Raw genomic sequence first — 19693 nt, 5'->3', positions numbered from 1 at the left:
GGCATGATTGTTGGCATTGGCGTAGACGTCGTAGACATCGAACGGTTCGGCAAGCAGCTGGAGCGGACCCCCGGCCTCCGGGACCGGTTGTTTGTTCCCGCGGAACGCGAGCTCAACACCCGCTCTTTGGCTGCCCGGTTCGCGGCCAAGGAAGCCGTGGCCAAAGTGCTCGGCGCGCCTGCGGGAATGAACTGGCAGGACTGCTGGATCGGGCTGGACGAAAACGGGCCTACCGTTCAGGTCAAGGGCACGGTACTTGCCGTGGCTGAGGCCAAAGGCGTCAAGCGCTGGCACTTGTCCATCAGCCACGACGGCGGCATCGCTACGGCCACCGTTATTGCCGAGGGCTAGGGCAGGCATAACAGTACAATGATCAGCGCCTTCACCGGACAACAGATCAGGGATGCGGAACAACCGCTCCTGGACTCCGGTGAGGGCGCTGTTCTTATGCAGCGGGCAGCCTACGGGCTGGCGCAAGAGGTGGTCCGGCAGGTCAAAAGGAAACGCAAGCTGAGCGGCGCCGGTGTCACGGTCCTTGCAGGCAAGGGAAACAACGGTGGAGACGGTCTTTTCGCCGCAGCCTTCCTTGCCCGTCGCGGAATGCGCACGACGGCGGTCCTCGCCGCCCCGGAAGTCCATCCCGGGGCACTGGCTGCTTTTACCGCCGCCGGTGGTCGGACCCTGCGCATGGAGCCCGGGAACGCCGAAGAACTCGCCGTCATGTGCGCCGGCGACGATGCAATCATCGATGCCCTGCTTGGTACGGGGGCCCGTGGAGGTTTGCGTGGGGCTGCAGCCGAGCTGGTTGCCGCCTTGCAGGAACTGCGCCCCTCCCTGGTAGTAGCCTGCGACCTTCCCAGCGGACTGGACGCCGGCACAGGGGAAGTCCACTGGCCCGTGCTGAATGCGGACGTGACGGTCACTTTCGGCGGCATCAAGGCCGGCCTGATGACTGACCCGGGGGAGGGCTGTGCGGGTCGGGTTGAACTGGTGCCAATCGGTATCGAATCCGGGCTTGGTTCCGTGAGCCCGGAGCTGCGACGCCTCACTGCCGGCGACCTCGGACCCCTGCTTCCGACACCGGATCGCCGCGCGCACAAGTACTCACGGGGTGTCCTTGGGGTGGTGGCAGGTTCTGCGCGGTTCGCCGGTGCCGCCGTCCTGAGTGTCCACGCTGCAGCACTTGCCGGAGTGGGGATGGTGCGGTATTTGGGCCCAGAAGCCGCAGCGAAGGCTGTGCTGGCCCTGACCCCTGAGGCCTTGTGGGAGTCCGGCGATCCTGGTCGCGTCCAGGCCTGGGTGCTGGGGCCAGGGGTGGATGGGGATGAACAACTGCGGCGCGCCGGGGACGCGGCGAAGAAAGCCATGGACGCCGGATTGCCCGTGGTGGTTGATGCCGGAGCGCTGGGCGTCCTGCCGGACCGTTGTCCGCCACACTGGATCCTGACACCGCACGCGGGGGAGCTGGCCTCCCTGCTCGATTCACTTCCGGCCATGGGTGAGATCGCAGTGACCCGCGACGACGTGGAAGCGCGCCCACTGCATTTCGTGCGGCTGGCCGCCGAACTGACCGGCGCCACGGTGCTGCTGAAGGGTGCCACCACACTGGTGGCCTCGCCGTCGGGCGTTGTCTTCAGTCAATCGGAGGGCACGGCGTGGATGGCCACCGCCGGGAGCGGTGATGTCTTGGCCGGCGTTTTGGGTGCCTTGGTGGCGCAGTCCGCCGAAGAGGTCAGGGACGACGACGGCGCCTATGCCGCCTTGGGCTTGGAGCAAGCGGACCGCTGGGCTGCCGTGGCAGCCGTCGCGGCGAGCGTCCATGGCAGGGCAGGAGCCAGCGCATCTGCCATTTTTGACGGTGGACCCATTACAGCCTCAGCGATCATGAAGGCCGTTCCAGCCGTCATTGGTTCGCTCAGCGCGGAATACGACCACACAAGACCCTAAGGTTACTGTCGTTGTCGGGGTTCTCTGTAGTCTTGCAACAGTTGTTCGCATCATCAAGAGGAGAACGCATGGAAGTCTGGCCCGGATCGGCTTATCCGCTGGGTGCCACCTTTGACGGCACCGGCACCAACTTCGCGCTGTTTAGCGAGAAGGCCGAAAAAGTGGAGTTGTGCCTCTTCGACGACGACGGCGGGGAAGTCCGCGTAGATGTCACCGAGGTTGATGGTTATGTATGGCACTGTTACCTGCCGCAGGTTCAACCCGGGCAGAAGTACGGCTACCGCGTGCACGGGCCCTACGACCCCGACGCCGGTCAACGGTTCAACCCCAACAAGTTGCTCCTGGATCCCTATGCCAAGGCTGTCCACCGGCAGATCGATTGGGATCCGTCATTGTTTTCCTACAACATGGGTGACCCGGAGTCCCGGAATGACGAGGACTCCGCCGCGCACATGATGCTCGGTGTGGTGATCAACCCCTTCTTCGATTGGGACGGCGACAAGCTCCCGCGGATCCCGTACCACAAGTCGGTCATTTATGAGGCACACGTCAAGGGCCTGACGCAGACCCATCCGGAGGTGCCCGAAGAGCAGCGCGGAACGTATGCGGGCGTTGCCCACCCTGCCGTGATTTCACACCTGCAGAAGCTCGGCATCACAGCGATCGAGCTCATGCCCGTGCACCAGTTCGTCAATGACGGCATCCTGCAGGACAAAGGCCTGAGTAACTACTGGGGCTACAACACCATCGGGTTCTTCGCGCCCCACAACAGCTACAGCTCCAAGGGCGATACCGGGCAACAGGTCCAGGACTTCAAAGCCATGGTCCGCGCACTGCACAGCGCAGGCATCGAAGTGATTCTTGACGTCGTGTACAACCACACGGCCGAAGGCAACCACTTGGGACCCACGCTGTCCTTCAAGGGCATCGACAACTCCGCGTACTACCGGCTGGTGGAGGACGACCAAAAGTACTACATGGACTACACGGGCACCGGAAACTCGCTCAACGTTCGCAGCCCGCACTCCCTCCAGTTGTTGATGGACTCACTCCGCTACTGGGTCACCGAAATGCACGTTGATGGCTTCCGCTTCGACCTCGCGTCCACCCTGGCTCGTGAGTTCTACGATGTGGACAAGCTCTCCACGTTCTTCGAACTCATCCAGCAGGACCCGGTTGTTTCCCAGGTGAAGCTCATTGCCGAGCCGTGGGATGTCGGCCCCGGCGGCTACCAGGTGGGCAACTTCCCGCCTCAGTGGACCGAATGGAACGGCAAGTACCGCGATACCGTCCGCGATTTCTGGCGCGGTGAGCCCTCCACCTTGGGTGAATTCGCGTCCCGCCTGACCGGTTCGGCAGACCTTTACGAGCACTCCGGACGCCGGCCCTACGCCTCGATCAACTTCGTTACGGCACACGATGGCTTCACGTTGATGGACCTTGTGTCCTACAACGAGAAGCACAACGAGGCCAACGGCGAGGACAACAACGACGGCGAATCCCACAACCGCTCATGGAACTGCGGCGAGGAAGGGCCGACCGAAGATCCCACAGTGCTTGCGCTGCGGGCACGCCAGCAACGCAACTTCATTGCATCCCTGTTCCTCTCACAGGGTGTACCGATGCTGCTCCACGGCGATGAGCTTGGGCGGACACAGAACGGCAACAACAACGGGTACTGCCAGGACTCCGAGCTCACATGGATCAACTGGGACAACGTGGACCAGCCGCTGATCGAATTCACGGCGGCGGTGAGCGCCCTGCGCGCCAAGCACCCCAGCCTGCGACGCAGCCGCTTCTTCGACGGACGCCCGGTCCTCCGTGGCGAAGGTGAGCGGCTCCCGGATATCGTATGGCTGGATGCTGACGGCAGCACCATGAGCCCGTCCGATTGGGACGAAGCCTTCGGCCGCTCCGTGGGCGTGTTCCTCAACGGAGACGGTATCAACGGCCGCGACACCCAGGGCCGGCGCATCACTGACGTCAACTTCCTGCTCTACTTCAACGCCGACCAGGAAGATGTGGACTTCCAGATCCCCTCGGACGAGTACGCGCCGGCGTGGGACGTCATGATCGACACCGCTGGAGAGGGCGCCGAAGCCGGCGTCATCAAGCCCGAGCAGCACCTGAAGGTCAGCGGCAAGTCTCTGGTGGTCCTCCGCGCCCACAGCACGCCCGAGGTTGAGCCCGATCATTCCGTGGCTGCTTCCCTGGCTGCCCTGACCCAGACGAGTACCCCGGAAACGGCATCGCTCACTTCTCCCGCCGTAACGTCCCTGCCCTTCGACTACAAGGGGGAGGGGACCGCCACGCAGGAGAGCGGCCAGGACGCCGACGCTGCAGCTGAGCCGGCTTCAAAGGAGAACCAGGCGTGAAAACTCCCATTTCGACGTATCGGCTGCAGATCCGTCCGGGCTTCACCCTCCAGGACGCTGCCGGGCTGACCGGCTATCTGCGCTCCTTGGGAGTCGACTGGGTCTACGTGTCACCGATCCTGACGGCCGAACAAGGCTCTGATCACGGCTACGATGTCACCGATCCGTCAACCGTGGATGCCTCCCGCGGCGGCCCTGAGGGGCTCGAAGCCCTGGCCCGGTCAGCCCGGGAACAGGGCCTTGGCATCCTGGCTGACATCGTGCCAAACCACATGGGCGTAGCTTCACCCAAGCAGAATTCCTGGTGGTGGCAGCTCCTGAAAGAAGGCCAGGGTTCCAAGTACGCCGAAGCCTTCGACGTCGACTGGGACTTTGGCGGCGGCAAGCTCCGTGTTCCCGTCCTGGGCAGCGATGACGACCTCGACGAACTCAAGGTCGTTGACGGTGAACTGCGTTACTACGATCATGCCTTTCCGTTGGCAGAGGGAACATACGCCGATGGTGACAGCCCGAAGGACGTGCATGCCCGGCAGCACTACGAGCTGGTCGGCTGGCGGCGTGCCGATGCCGAGCTGAACTACCGGCGATTCTTCGCGGTCAACACGTTGGCTGGCGTGCGGGTCGAAATCCCTTGGGTTTTCGATGAAGCGCACCAGGAAATTGTCCGCTGGTTCCATGACGGCCTGGTTGACGGGCTGAGGATTGACCACCCCGATGGCTTGGCCGACCCGGAAGGCTACCTGGCCAGGCTGCGGGAGGCTACCGGCGGGGCATACCTGCTGGTGGAAAAAATCCTTGAACCGGGCGAACAGCTTCCGGAGACCTTCGACTGTGAAGGCACCACCGGCTATGACGCACTTGCCGATGTGGACCGCTTGTTCGTGGACCCCTCAGCCGAGGAGTACCTGAACTCCCTCGACGCCCGGCTCCGTGGAACGGATGCGCCCGCTGATTACCACGCCATGATCCGTGGGACGAAGCGACGCATTGCCGATGGGATCCTGCGCTCCGAGATACTGCGGCTGGCGCGTTTGGTTCCTGAATCCCTGGAACTTCCCCATGGGAAAGTCGCGGATGCCCTCGCTGAGGTTATTTGCTGCTTCCCGATCTACAGGACTTACCTGCCCTACGGCGCCAAGGTCCTGAGCCGGTCCATCGAAGAAGCAGCACGGCATCGTCCGGACCTTGACACCGTACTGCGTCGCTTGGAGCCACTGCTCCTTGATGAATCCGGCCCGCTGGCCCGGCGTTTCCAGCAGACCTCCGGGATGGTCATGGCCAAGGGCGTGGAAGACACTGCGTTCTTCCGCTACACCCGGCTGGGGACGCTCACAGAAGTGGGAGCTGACCCCACCGAGTTCTCGATTCCCGCGGGGGTTTTCCACGAGCGGATGGCACGTCGTCAACAGCTCCTGCCGTTGTCGATGACCACGCTGAGCACGCACGACACCAAACGCAGCGAGGATGCCCGCGCCCGGATTTCGGTCATTTCGGAGGCTGTTCCCGAGTGGGAGTTATTCCTGGGAACAGTTCAGCAACTCGCTCCGATACCGGACGGCCCCCTCGCGGCGTTGATATGGCAGTCAATCGTCGGAGCCTGGCCGGCTGATCGTGGACGCCTGCAGTCCTACGCCCTGAAAGCGGCGCGGGAAGCAGGAAACTCGACCAACTGGACCGACCCGAACGCCGAGTTTGAACGGCACCTGGCTGCCGCCGTCGACGCCGCTTTTGATGTCCCCGAAGTTGCGGCCGCGCTGGACAACTTCGTGGCCGAGCTTGAACCCTTCGGGACGACGAACTCGCTGTCGGCGAAGCTGATCCAGCTGACCATGCCCGGCGTCCCGGACGTCTACCAGGGCACGGAATTCCGGGATGGTTCGCTGACCGACCCGGACAACAGGCGGCCCGTGGACTTCAAGGCCCGCATCGCGGCACTCGCCGAGTTGGACGCCGGTGCCAAGCCGGCGTTCACGCAGGAATCGGCCAAGCTGCTGGTGCTCTCCCGCGCCCTGAGGCTGCGCCGCGATCGGCCGGAGCTGTTCGCAGGCTACCTGCCGGTGGCAGCTCGGGGTTCGGCGGCAGGCCATGTGGTGGCCTTCGACAGGGGAGCGGAAAAGCGGGGAGCCCTCACGGTAGCCACCCGGCTGCCCAGGCGGCTCGAACGGGACGGAGGGTGGCGGGACACCGTTATCGATCTCACGGTGGACAGCATCGACCAACTGACCGGTGCGTCCTACAGTGCCGGGGCTGTGCCGGTTGCACGGCTGCTTCAGCATTACCCCGTGGCCCTGCTGGTGCCTGCCACCTGATTCCTGAACGACCAACGTCGTCACTGCAATGCACGCTTGAACACCTAAAGGGAGCATGATGCTGGAGCACGCTGCTGGGAAAAACCGCTATGACGTCTGGGCGCCGAACGCTGGTTCGGTGCGGCTGGTCGCAGGCGGTCAAGAGTACGCCATGGAACAACAGCACGACGGCGCGGCCACCGGTTGGTGGCGCGCCCCGGCTGACGCGGTGGCACAGGGAGCGGACGGTGACTCCTACGGTTACCTCGTGGACGGGGAAGGTCCTTTCCCGGACCCCCGTTCCCGTCGACAACCTGATGGCGTCCACGGCCTGTCGGCGATCTTCGATCCCGACGTCCACCAATGGCAGGATGCCGAATGGAAGGGCAAGGCACTGAAGGGCTCGGTCATTTACGAGCTGCACCTGGGCACCTTCACCCCGGAAGGGACGCTGGATGCGGCCGCCGGGAAACTGGACTACCTTGTGGACCTTGGCGTGGATTTCATCGAGTTGCTGCCGGTCAACGGCTTCAACGGTGTCCACAACTGGGGTTACGACGGCGTCCTTTGGTACGCCGTGCACGAACCATACGGCGGACCCGCGGCATACCAGCGGTTCGTCGACGCTGCCCACGCAGCAGGTTTGGGCGTCATCCAGGACGTTGTCTACAACCACCTTGGACCCAGTGGAAACTATTTGCCCAAGTATGGCCCGTACCTGAAATCGGGGGAGGGCAATACCTGGGGTGACTCCGTGAACCTGGATGGCCCCGGCTCGGACGATGTCCGCCGCTACATCCTGGAGAACGCAGAAATGTGGCTCCGCGATTACCACGTGGACGGGCTGCGCCTGGATGCTGTTCATGCCCTGCGCGACGAACGGGCCGTCCACATCCTGGAGGACTTTGGGGCGTTGGCGGACCGGATCGAAGCCGAGACGGGTATTCCCAAGACCCTGATCGCGGAATCGGACCTGAACAACCCGCGCCTCATCTACCCGCGCCAGGACAACGGATACGGCCTGGAAGGCCAGTGGAGCGACGACTTCCACCACGCGGTGCACGTCAATCTCAGCGGCGAGACCACCGGTTACTACTCGGATTTCGACTCCCTGGCTGTGCTGGCCAAGGTCCTGGAACATGGCTTCCTGCACGATGGCAGCTACTCCAGCTTCCGCGGGCGGCACCACGGCCGACCCATCCGGCATGACCTGGCACACCCGTCAGCACTGGTGGTTTGCCTGCAGAACCACGACCAAATCGGGAACCGTGCAATCGGCGACCGGCTCACCGCCTCGCTCTCCTTCGGGAAACTGGCCACCGGTGCCGTGCTGACCATGACGTCCCCCTTCACGCCCATGCTGTTCATGGGTGAGGAATATGGCGCGTCCACTCCCTGGCAGTTCTTCACCTCGCATCCGGAACCGGAGCTGGGCAAGGCCACAGCCGAAGGCCGGATCAAGGAGTTTGAACGCATGGGATGGGACCCGGCGGTAGTTCCCGACCCCCAGGACCCAGAAACGTTCCAGCGCTCCAAGCTCAAGTGGGAGGAAGCAGAAGAGGGAGACCACGCCCGCCTGCTGCAGCTGTACAAGGATTTGGCACAGCTGCGCCATAACACCCCGGAACTGGCGGACGGCGGATTTGGGGATACCGCGGTTGAGTTCGACGACGACGAACGCTGGCTGCAGATGTCCCGCGGCGATGTACGGGTTGTCTGCAACTTCGGGGACGAGGCACTCGCGACACCCCTGGACGGCTCCGTGCTGCTGGCCACCGACCACGAAGCAGCCCTGGACGACGGGACGTTGACGCTTCCTGGCGGTAGCGCCGTCGTCGTACGTATCAACTGACCCCGCCTGACTCAACTGACCTGACCCGAGGGTGACGGCGCCCACATAGCGGACGCGCCGTCACCCTTGCCAGGTGCAGTGGCAGGATGGAACGTATGACTTATTCGGCTGCGGAGAACCGCTACGAAACCATGCCCTACCGCCGTGTCGGACGCAGCGGACTGAAGCTTCCCGCCATCTCGCTGGGCCTATGGCACAACTTCGGCGACGACAAGCGGTTCGACGAACAGCGCGCCATCCTGCGCCGGGCGTTCGACCTGGGGGTCACCCACTTTGACCTCGCCAACAACTACGGGCCACCGGACGGGTCCGCCGAGACGAACTTCGGGCGCCACCTCAAAGACGACTTTAAACCGTACCGGGACGAACTCATCATCTCCACCAAGGCCGGTTACTACATGTGGCCCGGACCTTATGGTGAGTGGGGCTCCCGCAAGAACCTGATCTCCAGCCTTGACCAGTCGCTGGAGCGGATGGGCCTGGACTACGTGGACATCTTCTACAGCCACCGCCCCGATCCTGAGACCCCGCTGGAAGAGACCATGGGGGCGCTGGACTACGCAGTACGCTCCGGCAAGGCCCTCTACGCCGGCATCTCCTCCTACACTCCGGAGCAGACCATCGAGGCCGCCCGGATCCTGAAGGAACTCGGTACGCCGCTGCTCATTCACCAGCCCAGCTATTCCATGCTCAACCGCTGGACGGAGAATGGCTCACCCAACCTCTATGAGGCACTGGATCAGGTGGGAGCAGGTTCCATCGCGTTCTCGCCCCTCGCCCAGGGGATGCTCACCGACCGGTACCTCAACGGTGTCCCGGCGGATTCCCGCGCGGCCAAGGAAAGGTTCCTCTCCGAGTCCGCGTTGACGGAAGAAAAACTGGACCGTGTGCGCGGACTCAAGGCGATAGCCGAAGGACGTGGGCAAACCCTGGCCCAGATGGCGATTGCGTGGATCCTGCGCGAGCAGCCGAAGGGCTCGCCCGTTACCTCTGCGCTCGTCGGGGCGTCCAGCGTCGCGCAGCTCGAGGACACCCTTAGCGCTATCAACAACCTGGAGTTCAGCAAGGACGAGCTGACGGCGATCGACGAATTCGCGGTGGAATCCGACATCAACCTTTGGGCGCAGAAGTAGCCAGCAGGAACTGACACAAACAGCAGGGGCCGGTAAGGAACAAAACCGGTCCCTGCTGTGTTGGTTAGAATGCAAGTGTGCGCCGAATGGCGCCGTGCCAATTAGCCGCGCCCTGGACATACTCAGGGACCCGCCTGGCACCTGAGGTTATTTCTCAAAGGAGTTCCGTGTCTTCACATCCGATTCGTGTTGCCATTGTTGGTGTAGGAAACTGCGCTGCATCGCTGGTCCAAGGTGTCCAGTACTACCGCGACGCTGACCCGAAGGCCACGATCCCGGGTCTGATGCACGTTGAGTTCGGTCAGTACCACGTCAATGACGTCCAGTTCGTCGCTGCTTTCGATGTCGATAGCAAGAAGGTTGGACTGGACCTGGCCGACGCCATCGGTGCCAGCGAAAACAACACCATCAAGATCGCCGACGTCCCGGCCACCGGTGTCACCGTTCAGCGCGGCCACACCCTGGACGGCTTGGGCAAGTACTACCGCGAGACCATCGTCGAAGCCCCCGAAGAGGCCGTGGACATCGTCGCAGCGCTCCGTGAAGCCAAGGTTGACGTCATGGTGTGCTACCTGCCCGTGGGTTCGGAACAGGCCGCCAAGTTCTACGCCCAGTGCGCCATCGACGCCGGCGTCGCATTCGTCAACGCCCTGCCCGTCTTCATCGCCGGCACCAAGGAGTGGGCCGACAAGTTCACCGAGGCCGGTGTTCCGATTGTTGGCGACGACATCAAGAGCCAGATCGGCGCCACCATCACGCACCGCGTCATGGCCAAGTTGTTCGAAGACCGCGGCGTCACCCTGGACCGGACGTACCAGCTGAACGTCGGTGGCAACATGGACTTCAAGAACATGCTGGAGCGCGACCGCCTCGAGTCCAAGAAGATCTCCAAGACCCAGGCCGTGACCTCCAACGTCGAGGCTGAGTTGCACGCCGACGACGTCCACATTGGACCGTCCGACTACGTTGCCTGGCTCGACGACCGCAAATGGGCTTTCGTCCGCCTTGAGGGCCGCAACTTCGGCGACGCACCTGTCTCCCTGGAGTACAAGCTTGAAGTATGGGACTCCCCGAACTCGGCCGGCGTGATCATCGACGCCATCCGCGCCGCCAAGATCGGCCTGGACCGCGGCATCGGCGGCCCGCTGCTCTCCGCTTCCAGCTACTTCATGAAGTCCCCGCCGGAGCAGTTCAACGACGACCTCGCCCGCGACAAGGTGGAAGCCTTCATTCGCGGCGACATCGAGCGCTAAAGCCCTCAACAAGCGCCCCCGCACCCCGGTGAACAACACCTGGGTGCGGGGGCGCTTGTCGTTAGCGGGTGGATTTTCTGGGGGAGGGCTAGAACAGGCCCGTGGGGTTGCCGTCGGCGTCGACGTCCATGCGCATGGCGGCCGGTTCCTTGGGGAGGCCGGGCATGGTCATCACCGCACCGGTCAGGGCCACAATGAACCCTGCCCCTGTCTTGGGGATCAGATCCCGTACGTGCACTTTGAAACCCTTGGGCGCGCCCAGCCTGGAGGCGTCGTCGGTGAAGGAGTACTGGGTCTTGGCCATGCACACGGGAAGTCCTGACCAGCCGTTCTTCTCGATCTCGGCGAGGCGTTTGAGCGCCGGTACGGAAAAGTCCACGCCGTCCGCCCCATAGATTTCCTGGACAATGGTTTGGATCTTCTCCTCGACGGAGAGCTCCAGCGTGTACAGATGGTGGAAGTCCGAGGGCCGTTCCAGCGCGGCGGTTACCTTGGCTGCGAGCTCATCACCGCCGTCGCCTCCGCCGCCGCGCCCCCAGACGTCGGCGACGGCTGCGTCCACGCCCTCGGCTGCGCACCAGGCCAGGAGCCAGTCCAGTTCTTCCGGAGTATCAGAGGCGAACCTGTTGATGGAGACCACGGGGGAGATGCCAAACTTTGCCACATTGCCGATGTGCCGCTTCAGGTTCTCCACGCCGGCTGCCAGAGCCTCGACGTTGGGCTCGTTGAGCCGGTCCTTGGGAATCCCGCCCTGCATCTTGAGCGCGCGGATGGTCGCAACAATGACGACGGCGGAGGGCGCCACGTCTGCGATGCGCGCCTTAATGTCCATGTATTTTTCGGCGCCGAGGTCTGCTCCGAAGCCCGCCTCGGTGACGACGATATCGGCGAGCTCCATGGCCGTGCGGGTTGCAATCAACGAATTGCAGCCATGGGCTATGTTGGCGAACGGGCCGCCGTGAACCAGCGCGGGGGTGCCTGCGATGGTTTGCACCAGGTTGGGCTTGATGGCGTCCTTGAGCAGCATGGTGAGGGCTCCCTCGACACCGAGGTCGGCGACGGTCACCGGGGACCGGTCGAAGGTGTAGCCGAACGTAATGCGACCGAGCCTGCTTCGCAGGTCATCCAGATCCGTGGAAAGGCAGAACACTGCCATGATTTCGGAGGCGACGGTGATGTCGAAGCCGTCTTGTCGGGGCACTCCTTGTGCCGGTCCGCCAAGCCCGATAACGACCTCCCTCAGCGCGCGGTCGTTCATGTCCAGCACCCGTTTGAAGGTCATCCGGCGAGGATCGATGCCCAGGGCGTTTCCCTGGAAGATGTGGTTGTCCACCAATGCCATGAGGGCGTTGTTGGCCGACGTCACGGCATGGAAATCCCCGGTGAAATGCAGGTTGATGTCGTCCATGGGCAGGACCTGGGAGTAACCGCCTCCCGTGGCTCCGCCTTTCATCCCCAGGATTGGGCCAAGCGAGGGCTCACGCAGGGCGATCATCACGTTGTTCCCGGCCCGTGCCAGGGAATCGGCGAGCCCCACGGTGGTCGTTGATTTGCCTTCGCCCGCCGGGGTGGGTGACATGGCCGATACCAGCACCACTTTGCCCGGTTTCCTGCCTTGGGGGAGTTGCAGCTTGGCCGGATTGATTTTGGCCTTGTAGAGCCCGTACAACTCAAGGGCGGCCACAGGGATTCCTGCCCGTTCGGCGATCTGCTCGATGGGCAGCATGGTGGCTTTGTGGGCGATTTCCAGGTCACTCAGGACCTTCTGTTCAGACATCGTTGTCCTTTGGCTGTGGCCATACAGGGTGCTGCGGGCCGGGCGTACTTGCGCTGTGCGCGACAATCTACCAGCACCGTTGAGCCAAACAGGCGAGGACTCAGCGCCTGGGGACCAACAAGCCGCTGACTGCTTCCCGGTAGCTCTCCAGGGTGATCGCGGCCGTTCGCTGCCACCCGAATGACTCCGCATGGGTGGCGGCAAGCCGTCCCATGCCTTCGCGGGTCTGGACGTCGTCGTAGAGGTCTTCCAGGGCGTCCGCCCAGTCCAAGGGGTCGTGCCCATCCACCAGGAGTCCGGTGCGGCCGTCGGAAATGGCGCGGGAGAGGCCACCGACGTTGGTGGCAACGACGGGTGTGCCACACGCCTGTGCTTCCAAGGCGACCAGGCCGAACGACTCGCTGAAGGAGGGCATGACCACGACATCGGCGGAGCGGAACCAGCTGGCCAACTCGGGAGCCACGACCGGCGGGCGGTGGGTGACGACGTCGTCGAGCCCGGCGTCGTGGATGATCTGCTTGAGGTTGAAGTCCTTCGATCCGCTGAGGGATCCCAGGATGGTCATTTCGAGGTCGATGTCGGGCCGACGCCTACGCAGGATTCCGGCGGCTTTCACGAACACCTGCGGACCTTTGAGCCGCTGGATCCGGCCGGCGAAGAGGATATGGAAACTGTCCGGGCGCACTCCCCGGAGGGCGCGGGATTTCTTGCGGAAGGACGGTGTGAAGACGTTCAGGTCGACCCCGGGCGGTGCAATGTCGATGCGGTCGCGGTCCGCCCCGTAGTGGGAGACGAGTTCCTCGGCCTCTGCGGGGGTGTTGGCGACCAGGCGGGCTGCGCCGTCGACGATCTTTTGCTCGCCTTCTTCCCGTCTACGGGGTTCGGGGCGCTCGCCGGATTGCAGCACCAGGTTCTTGACCTTGGCCATGGTGTGCATGGTGTGAACCATGGGAACGCCCCAAAGCTCCGACAGTTCCAGCCCTGCCACCCCCGAAACCCAGTAGTGCGAGTGGATGGCATCGTAGCGGCCGTGCAGTTGTTCATGGCGGATCCGGTCTATCTCGCCCACCATCTGGTGGAGGAGCTCCGGCAGCTCTTCTTTGGGAATTTTCCGGCGGGGCCCCGCCATGACGTTGTGGACGCAGACACCTGGCCCGGGATGCTCGACGGCGGGCTGGTTGGCTTTGGTGGAGCGCGTGAAGATTTCCACTTCCACGCCGGTCTCAGCCAATGCCATGGCGAGGGCTCGCACGTAGACGTTCATTCCGCCGGCGTCCCCGGCACCCGGTTGCTCCATGGGGGAGGTGTGCAAGGACAGGAATGCCACGCGACGAATCAATGGCATGGCGTTCCTCCTGACAAGACGGGGCAAAGGCTGTTTGCCCTGCAGAAAACACTACTCCTGCCGGGCATCGCCTGGCCGAAGCAAACCCGCTATGTGGACAACGCTGCTACCGTGGCCGCTGTGACCGACGAAAAGACTTTCGACATTCGACAAGCAACAACCGCGGACTGGCCCGGCATCTGGGCCGTGCTGGAACCCGTGATCCGGGAGGGTGAAACGTTCACCTGGGACCGTGACACCACGGAAGGGACAGCGCGGGCCAAGTGGTTCAAGGAGGCTCCGGGACAGACCTTCGTGGCCGTCGACCGGGGGAGCGGTGAGGTGCTGGGAACCGGCGAATTCCATGCGAACCAGGGCGGTGGTGGCAGCCACGTGGCCAACGCCGGGTACATGGTGGGGGCCAAGCACTCCGGCAAGGGCATTGCCCGGGCCCTGTGTGCGTACTCCTTGGCGGAAGCCAAGGCAGCCGGCTTCTACGCCATGCAGTACAACGCCGTGGTGGAGAGCAACGTCCGCGCGGTCTGGCTCTGGCAATCCATGGGATTCACCATCCTCGCCACCGTGCCTGAAGCGTTCAACCATCCTGAGATCGGGTACGTCGGACTGCACGTGATGTACCGGAAACTCTAGGACCACAGCCTGCGCAGTTCGGGGAAAGCCTGCTCGTACCGATCCAACAGTTCCTTCCCCAGCGATGCGGAACCCGCCAGCGGATGCGCGGCGAAGGCCCGTACGGCGGATTCCCGGTCGCCCTCCCTGACAGCACGAATGGTCAGTTTCTCCACCTCCTTAACGCGTTTCATCAAAGTGAGGAACTGCCTGCCGGGACGCTCCTGCGCAAGCGGCAGGGCGCCGTCGGGCGTTATCTCGCAGGGAACCTCGACGACGGCGTCCCCGGGAAGGCCGGGCACCGCACCATCCGCTGTGGCCGGGCCGCCGGCGGCAGACACCGGAGAATTGGGAACGTTCAGGATCAACTGGGTCCTCCCGCCCCCGAAAAGGGCTTTCATGAGGGCCAACGCCACCCGCTCGTAGCCGCCACCGGCCAGGTCTTCCTCATCCCGTTGTTCGCCGTGGGTGCGGGCTTCGGCCAAATAGCCTTCCTCCCGGGACCGTCGAGCGGCATCCCACAGCGCATAGGCGTGGTCAGAGTCCACCAACGCCGGGTACAGCGAGCGTTGCTGCTGGTGGATGGAGGTGCCCCGGGTTTCCTGTTGGGCCCTGATGGCGTCAGTTGCCTGCGCGGTTTGGTAGTAGTAGTAAAGGTATTCGTTGGGAAGGCAGCCGAGCCTCTTCAGGAGCTTGCGGCCGAACAGCCGACCCTCTTCCATGGACCCAAGGGCCCTCTCGTCCTCGAGCAGGCCGGGCAACAGGTCAGTCCCACCCGGAGCCAGCCGGTATAGCCAGCCGAGGTGGTTCAGCCCAAAGTAGCCCACGCCGTCGAGCATTCCGTCCTTCAGCGGCGCCCCTGCGGCGCGGGCCGCCCGCTGCACCAGTCCGCCTGCGGAATCGCAGATCCCGATCACGTGCCCGCCCAGCACTGGACGCAGCGCCTCGGTGACCATTCCGGCGGGGTTGGTGAAATTGATCAGCCACGCATCCGGGCAGTGGCGACGCATGGCCTCTGCCAGTTCAAGCATCCGGGGAATGGAGCGCAGCGCATAGGAAATCCCACCCGCCCCGGTTGTCTCCTGTCCCAACAGGCCTAAGTCCAGGGCGACGCGCTCGTCTTCAATGCGGCCCGCCGTTCCACCGGGGCGCATCGCCGCGAACACCACATCCGTACCTTCAAGGGCCTGTGCCAGGTCCGTCGAAACCACGACGTCGGGCCGGGAACCTGCCGCGGTAGGCATATCGCGGAGCACAGCCTCAATGGCCGCAACCCGCAACGCGTCGACGTCGTAAAGCACCAGTGAGTCCACCAACCCCGCGAAGGGGCCCGCGCACAAAGCCCGGTACACAAGGGGAACCCGGAATCCGCCGCCACCGGCGATCATGAGCCGCATGGTCCGAGTCTATGCAGCCCGGAGGGTGCAGCGTAGTGTGCCGTGCATGGACGCTATGCCCCAGCGACGTTACGATCCTCTTGCCGCCGTCAGGTCTGACGGCGATCACCAATGCGACCTCCTCCTGACCGGCACGGTGTTCCAGGACATTATTTTCACGGGCTTGCCGCACGCACCTGAACCCGGCACGGAAGTCTGGAGCGAAGGCATGGGAAGCTGCCCGGGCGGCGTGGCCAACCAGGCCATCGCCGCCGCAAGGCTGGGACTGCGGACCAATCTGGCAGCAACGTTCGGGGACGACGGCTACGGCGACTACAACTGGCAGATATTGGAGAGCCAGGAACACGTGGACCTGTCCCTGTCCAGGAGGATTCCAGGCTGGCACTCTCCGGTCACGGTGTCCATGTGCGTGAACCAGGACAGGTCCATGGTGACCCACGGCCACCCGGCTCCCATCAGTGCATCCGAACTGATGGGGCAGCCACCCAAGGCGCTCGCCGCCGTCGCGGACCTGGGTGAGGAACTGGAGCCGTGGATGATGGCCGCGAAGACAGCGGGAACCAAACTCTTCGGCGTCGTGGGGTGGGACCCCACCGGCAAATGGTCCGAGCGTCGGCTCGAACAACTCGGGAACTTCCATGCCTTCCTGCCCAACGCGCCCGAAGCGATGGCGTTCACCGGCAAAGCAGACCCGTGGGCTGCCCTGTACTCGCTGGCCGACCGGGTGCCCGTCGCGGTGGTGACCCTTGGCCCGCAAGGAGCTGTGGCAGTGGATTCGGAAACCGGGGAAGAGGAGTGGGTTCCGTCCCTGCCGGTTTCTGCGTCCGACCCTACGGGCGCCGGGGATTGTTTTGGGGCGGCCTTCATTGTGGGCTGCCTGGCGGGATGGACGCTGGGGGACAGGCTGCGCTTTGCGAACCTCTGTGCCTCGCTGGCAGTCCAGGAAGTCGGCGGATCACTGGCTGCGCCCGGATGGGGTGACATCGCCGATTGGTGGCACCGGGCAAATGCGCGCAAGGAGCGCCAATCCAGCCAGTGGGTCCGTCGCTTCGCGTTCCTGGAACCGATCGTCAAGGACATCCCGGCAGAGGCGCAGCGGCGGGCACGCGCCACCATCGCGCACCTCTCCGACGCACAGTAACGCGCGCGGCCACCGTCCGCGGCCCACCGCAGTTAACCCGAATTCACTGGCACCACTAGAATCTCTAGGGTGACTTACGAAGCAGCAGCAGATATCGGGATCGGATCCAAGGCCTCCATAACAAGGTCGGCCCTGCTGGAACGTTCGGCTGTGATCGATCTCGACGCTGTGCGGCACAATGTCCGCCAGTTCGTCGCCATCGCCTCGCCGGCCTCCGTGATGGCGGTGGTCAAGGCTGACGCCTACGGCCACGGTGCCGTCCAAGTGGCCCGCGCCGCCCTCGACGCCGGAGCTGCCTGGCTCGGTGTGGCGCACATTTCCGAGGCGCTCGCCTTGCGCGCTGCCGGGGTGGATGCGCCGCTGCTGGCTTGGCTGCACACCCGCGAAAGCAACTTCCAAGCGGCAGTCGCCGCAGGCGTCGACGTCGGAATTTCCGGTTGGGAACTCGACGCAGTGGTAGCTGCTGCCCGGGAACAGGAACGGCCGGCGCGGGTGCACCTGAAGGTGGACACCGGGCTTGGCCGCAACGGCTGCACCATCGAGGACTGGGACCAGTTGGTGGGCCAGGCAATGGACTACCAGGACCAGGGGCTTCTGCGCGTTGTGGGTATTTTCTCGCACCTCGCCGTGGCCGACGAACCGCACCGTCCTGAAACCGACGAGCAACTCACTGTCTTCCGTGAGGCCATCGCCATGGCCGAGGACGCAGGCGTGGACACCGAGGTCCGCCACATCGCCAACACGCCCGCCACGCTGTCCCGCCCCGACTCGCATTTCGACCTTGTCCGTGTGGGTCTTGGCGTGTACGGGCTCTCGCCGTTCGAGGGCGCCACGTCCGCTGACCTTGGATTGCATCCGGCAATGACGGTCCGCACGCTGCTGTCCAATTGCAAAAAGGTCCCCGAAGGCCAGGGAGTTTCCTACGGGCTGAACTACCGCACCACCGGGGAGAGCACGCTGGGCCTGGTGCCGCTGGGCTACGCAGACGGTGTCCCTCGGATTGCCACTGGCGGCCCTGTGCGCGTCAACGGTACCAACTACCCCGTGGTGGGCAGGATCGCCATGGACCAGATGGTGATCGACCTTGGCCCCATGACAGTCGAGGCCGCCAATGCCCTCAAGGGCGCGGAAGCTGTCATGTTCGGTGACGGTGCCGACGGTGGTCCGACCGCGGATGATTGGGCAGCCGCAGCAAGCACCAACAACTACGAGATTGTCACCCGCATCAGTTCCCGGGTTCCGCGCAGCTACGTCAACGAGCTCGCCACCGGTCCAGCGGCGCCTGCCGGTGCCGCCGACGCCGAAACGGCGGCGCTGTGAACCAATCCCAGTGGGAACGCACAGTCACGGTAACGACGGCGGACCAGACCCACGCTCTCGCGGCGGCCCTTGGTGGGGTGCTTGAAGCGGGGGACCTCCTGGTGCTGACCGGGGAACTGGGTGCGGGCAAAACCACGTTTACCCAGGGACTCGGGGAAGGGCTGGGCGTCCGCGCAGGAATCATCTCGCCCACTTTCGTCCTGGTCCGGATCCACCCGAACCTCCCTGATGGTCCCAGGCCCGGTGGCCCGGATCTGGTCCACGTGGATGCTTACAGGCTCGACTCGGCCGCGGAGGTGGACGATATCGATCTTGAGAACACCATGGACTCCGCTGTGACAGTGGTGGAGTGGGGCAGGGACCGGGTGGAGCATCTCTCCGAGAGCCGCCTGGAAGTCGATTTGCACAGGTCCGTGGGCGGCAACAGTGCCGCAGGGACCGGCGGCGTCCTGGATTTTGATACCGAGGACGACGACGAGCCCCGCACCATTGTGTTCCGGGGCTTTGGTCCCCGCTGGGCCGTAGCACCCCGCCTGCTGGACGAAACGGGATCCCGCCCTGCCGAAGAAGGAGGCAACTGATGCTGATCCTGGCCATTGACACCTCCGCTGTTGCCAGCGCGGCCCTGATCTCCGATGACGCCATGGAAGGCGTGGTGGATTCCTTCGCCACCGAGGACACCCGCAGCCACGCCGAGGTCCTTGCACCGGGCATTGAGAAGCTCTTGGCGGGGGCGGGTGTTACCGGAGCTGACATCGATGCGATCGTCACCGGGGTAGGTCCTGGTCCTTTCACCGGGCTGCGTTCCGGTATTGCCACGGCCCGCACCCTCGCATTCGTGTGGAACAAGCCGCTGCACGGACTGATGAGCCTGGACGCGATTGCCCTGGAAGTTGCGGAATCCACGGTGTCGGCTTCCGAGTTCCTTGTGGCTACCGATGCCCGGCGCAAAGAGGTCTATTGGGCCCGGTACACCGTGTCCGATGGCCGGCTCCCGGAACTCGTGGATGGCCCGCATGTGGGTTTCGCTTCTGAGCTGCCGGACTTGCCCGTCTTTGGGGCAGGCGCAGGTCTGTACGCGGACGTCCTCAGCGCGGACCCGGACTTCGCCGGAACACAACCCAATGCGGCATCCCTGGGTCAGTTCGCCTTGGCCCGGCTCGCCGCGGGACAGGCACTCCTCGACTCAACGCCCCTCTATTTGCGGGAATCGGACGCCCAGGTCCCGGGCCCACGGAAGCGTGCGCTGTGACCGG

At 64.2% G+C, this 19693-nt stretch carries 15 protein-coding genes; 12 read left to right on the top strand and 3 right to left on the bottom strand.

Annotation, left to right across the window (positions count from 1 at the left end; translation table 11 throughout):
• The first annotated feature begins 3 nt into the window (after positions 1–3).
• From NEK97_RS18840 to NEK97_RS18810, 7 genes are all read left to right on the top strand, one after another.
• The gene (locus NEK97_RS18840) at positions 4–351 is read left to right on the top strand and encodes a holo-ACP synthase (protein WP_235517100.1); all 348 of its coding nucleotides are present in this window, start codon (positions 4–6) and stop codon (positions 349–351) included.
• A gap of 18 nt (positions 352–369) precedes the next feature.
• Positions 370–1947 carry an NAD(P)H-hydrate epimerase gene (locus NEK97_RS18835; protein ID WP_257371248.1) on the top strand — a complete coding sequence of 526 codons (1578 nt, stop codon included), beginning with the start codon at positions 370–372 and terminating at the stop codon, positions 1945–1947.
• A gap of 68 nt (positions 1948–2015) precedes the next feature.
• Positions 2016–4322: a glycogen debranching protein GlgX gene (gene glgX, locus NEK97_RS18830; protein ID WP_257371246.1), complete on the top strand. Its 2307-nt coding sequence runs from the start codon at positions 2016–2018 to the stop codon at positions 4320–4322.
• Positions 4319–6631: a malto-oligosyltrehalose synthase gene (treY, locus tag NEK97_RS18825; RefSeq protein WP_257371245.1), complete on the top strand. Its 2313-nt coding sequence runs from the start codon at positions 4319–4321 to the stop codon at positions 6629–6631. Before glgX ends, treY begins: the two co-directional genes overlap by 4 nt.
• 58 nt (positions 6632–6689) lie before the next feature.
• Positions 6690–8462, top strand: a complete 1773-nt coding sequence (gene treZ / locus NEK97_RS18820) for a malto-oligosyltrehalose trehalohydrolase (RefSeq protein ID WP_257371275.1) — start codon at positions 6690–6692, stop codon at positions 8460–8462.
• Positions 8463–8557: 95 nt separating this feature from the next.
• On the top strand, positions 8558–9595 hold the full coding sequence (mgrA, locus tag NEK97_RS18815; RefSeq protein ID WP_257371244.1) for an L-glyceraldehyde 3-phosphate reductase: 1038 nt from the start codon (positions 8558–8560) through the stop codon (positions 9593–9595).
• A gap of 167 nt (positions 9596–9762) precedes the next feature.
• Entirely contained in the window at positions 9763–10848 is a 1086-nt protein-coding gene (locus NEK97_RS18810; protein WP_257371243.1) for an inositol-3-phosphate synthase, read from the top strand.
• 88 nt (positions 10849–10936) lie between these two features.
• Here the strand turns inward: NEK97_RS18810 and NEK97_RS18805 are convergent, their stop codons facing one another.
• Positions 10937–12625, bottom strand: a complete 1689-nt coding sequence (locus NEK97_RS18805; protein WP_257371242.1) for a formate--tetrahydrofolate ligase — start codon at positions 12623–12625, stop codon at positions 10937–10939.
• 100 nt (positions 12626–12725) lie between these two features.
• Positions 12726–13970, bottom strand: a complete 1245-nt coding sequence (gene mshA, locus NEK97_RS18800) for a D-inositol-3-phosphate glycosyltransferase (RefSeq protein ID WP_257371240.1) — start codon at positions 13968–13970, stop codon at positions 12726–12728.
• 111 nt (positions 13971–14081) lie between these two features.
• On the opposite strand from mshA, the gene NEK97_RS18795 reads away from it, so the two are divergent.
• Positions 14082–14600, top strand: a complete 519-nt coding sequence (locus tag NEK97_RS18795) for a GNAT family N-acetyltransferase (protein ID WP_257371273.1) — start codon at positions 14082–14084, stop codon at positions 14598–14600.
• Here NEK97_RS18795 and NEK97_RS18790 read toward each other — a convergent pair.
• Entirely contained in the window at positions 14597–15976 is a 1380-nt protein-coding gene (locus NEK97_RS18790) for a 6-phospho-beta-glucosidase (RefSeq protein WP_257371239.1), read from the bottom strand. The two genes, NEK97_RS18795 and NEK97_RS18790, sit on opposite strands and share 4 nt — an antisense overlap.
• Positions 15977–16022: 46 nt before the next feature.
• Here NEK97_RS18790 and NEK97_RS18785 point away from each other — a divergent pair, with 46 nt between their 5' ends.
• From NEK97_RS18785 to tsaB, 4 genes are all read left to right on the top strand, one after another.
• Positions 16023–17117 carry a carbohydrate kinase family protein gene (locus tag NEK97_RS18785; RefSeq protein WP_257371237.1) on the top strand — a complete coding sequence of 365 codons (1095 nt, stop codon included), beginning with the start codon at positions 16023–16025 and terminating at the stop codon, positions 17115–17117.
• 69 nt (positions 17118–17186) lie between these two features.
• On the top strand, positions 17187–18437 hold the full coding sequence (alr, locus tag NEK97_RS18780) for an alanine racemase (protein WP_257371236.1): 1251 nt from the start codon (positions 17187–17189) through the stop codon (positions 18435–18437).
• Complete coding sequence (tsaE, locus tag NEK97_RS18775; RefSeq protein WP_257371235.1) at positions 18434–19018, top strand: tRNA (adenosine(37)-N6)-threonylcarbamoyltransferase complex ATPase subunit type 1 TsaE; 585 nt, start codon at positions 18434–18436, stop codon at positions 19016–19018. Before alr ends, tsaE begins: the two co-directional genes overlap by 4 nt.
• Positions 19018–19689, top strand: a complete 672-nt coding sequence (gene tsaB / locus NEK97_RS18770; RefSeq protein WP_257371233.1) for a tRNA (adenosine(37)-N6)-threonylcarbamoyltransferase complex dimerization subunit type 1 TsaB — start codon at positions 19018–19020, stop codon at positions 19687–19689. The genes tsaE and tsaB overlap by 1 nt, the downstream gene beginning before the upstream one ends.
• Positions 19690–19693: the final 4 nt, after the last annotated feature.

The sequence above is a fragment of the Paenarthrobacter sp. UW852 genome (genome assembly GCF_024608385.1).
Classification (GTDB): Bacteria; Actinomycetota; Actinomycetes; order Actinomycetales; family Micrococcaceae; genus Arthrobacter.
This window is presented reverse-complemented; position numbering and strand designations above follow the sequence as displayed.

Bases quoted from the DNA above. Each gene is read 5' to 3' on its own strand.
- NEK97_RS18840 (WP_235517100.1), top strand. From the start codon at position 4: ATGATTGTTGGCATTGGCGTAGACGTCGTAGACATCGAACGGTTCGGC.
- NEK97_RS18835 (WP_257371248.1), top strand. From the start codon at position 370: ATGATCAGCGCCTTCACCGGACAACAGATCAGGGATGCGGAACAACCG.
- glgX (WP_257371246.1), top strand. From the start codon at position 2,016: ATGGAAGTCTGGCCCGGATCGGCTTATCCGCTGGGTGCCACCTTTGAC.
- treZ (WP_257371275.1), top strand. From the start codon at position 6,690: ATGCTGGAGCACGCTGCTGGGAAAAACCGCTATGACGTCTGGGCGCCG.
- mgrA (WP_257371244.1), top strand. From the start codon at position 8,558: ATGACTTATTCGGCTGCGGAGAACCGCTACGAAACCATGCCCTACCGC.
- NEK97_RS18805 (WP_257371242.1), bottom strand. From the start codon at position 12,625: ATGTCTGAACAGAAGGTCCTGAGTGACCTGGAAATCGCCCACAAAGCC.
- mshA (WP_257371240.1), bottom strand. From the start codon at position 13,970: ATGCCATTGATTCGTCGCGTGGCATTCCTGTCCTTGCACACCTCCCCC.
- NEK97_RS18790 (WP_257371239.1), bottom strand. From the start codon at position 15,976: ATGCGGCTCATGATCGCCGGTGGCGGCGGATTCCGGGTTCCCCTTGTG.
- NEK97_RS18785 (WP_257371237.1), top strand. From the start codon at position 16,023: ATGGACGCTATGCCCCAGCGACGTTACGATCCTCTTGCCGCCGTCAGG.
- tsaB (WP_257371233.1), top strand. From the start codon at position 19,018: ATGCTGATCCTGGCCATTGACACCTCCGCTGTTGCCAGCGCGGCCCTG.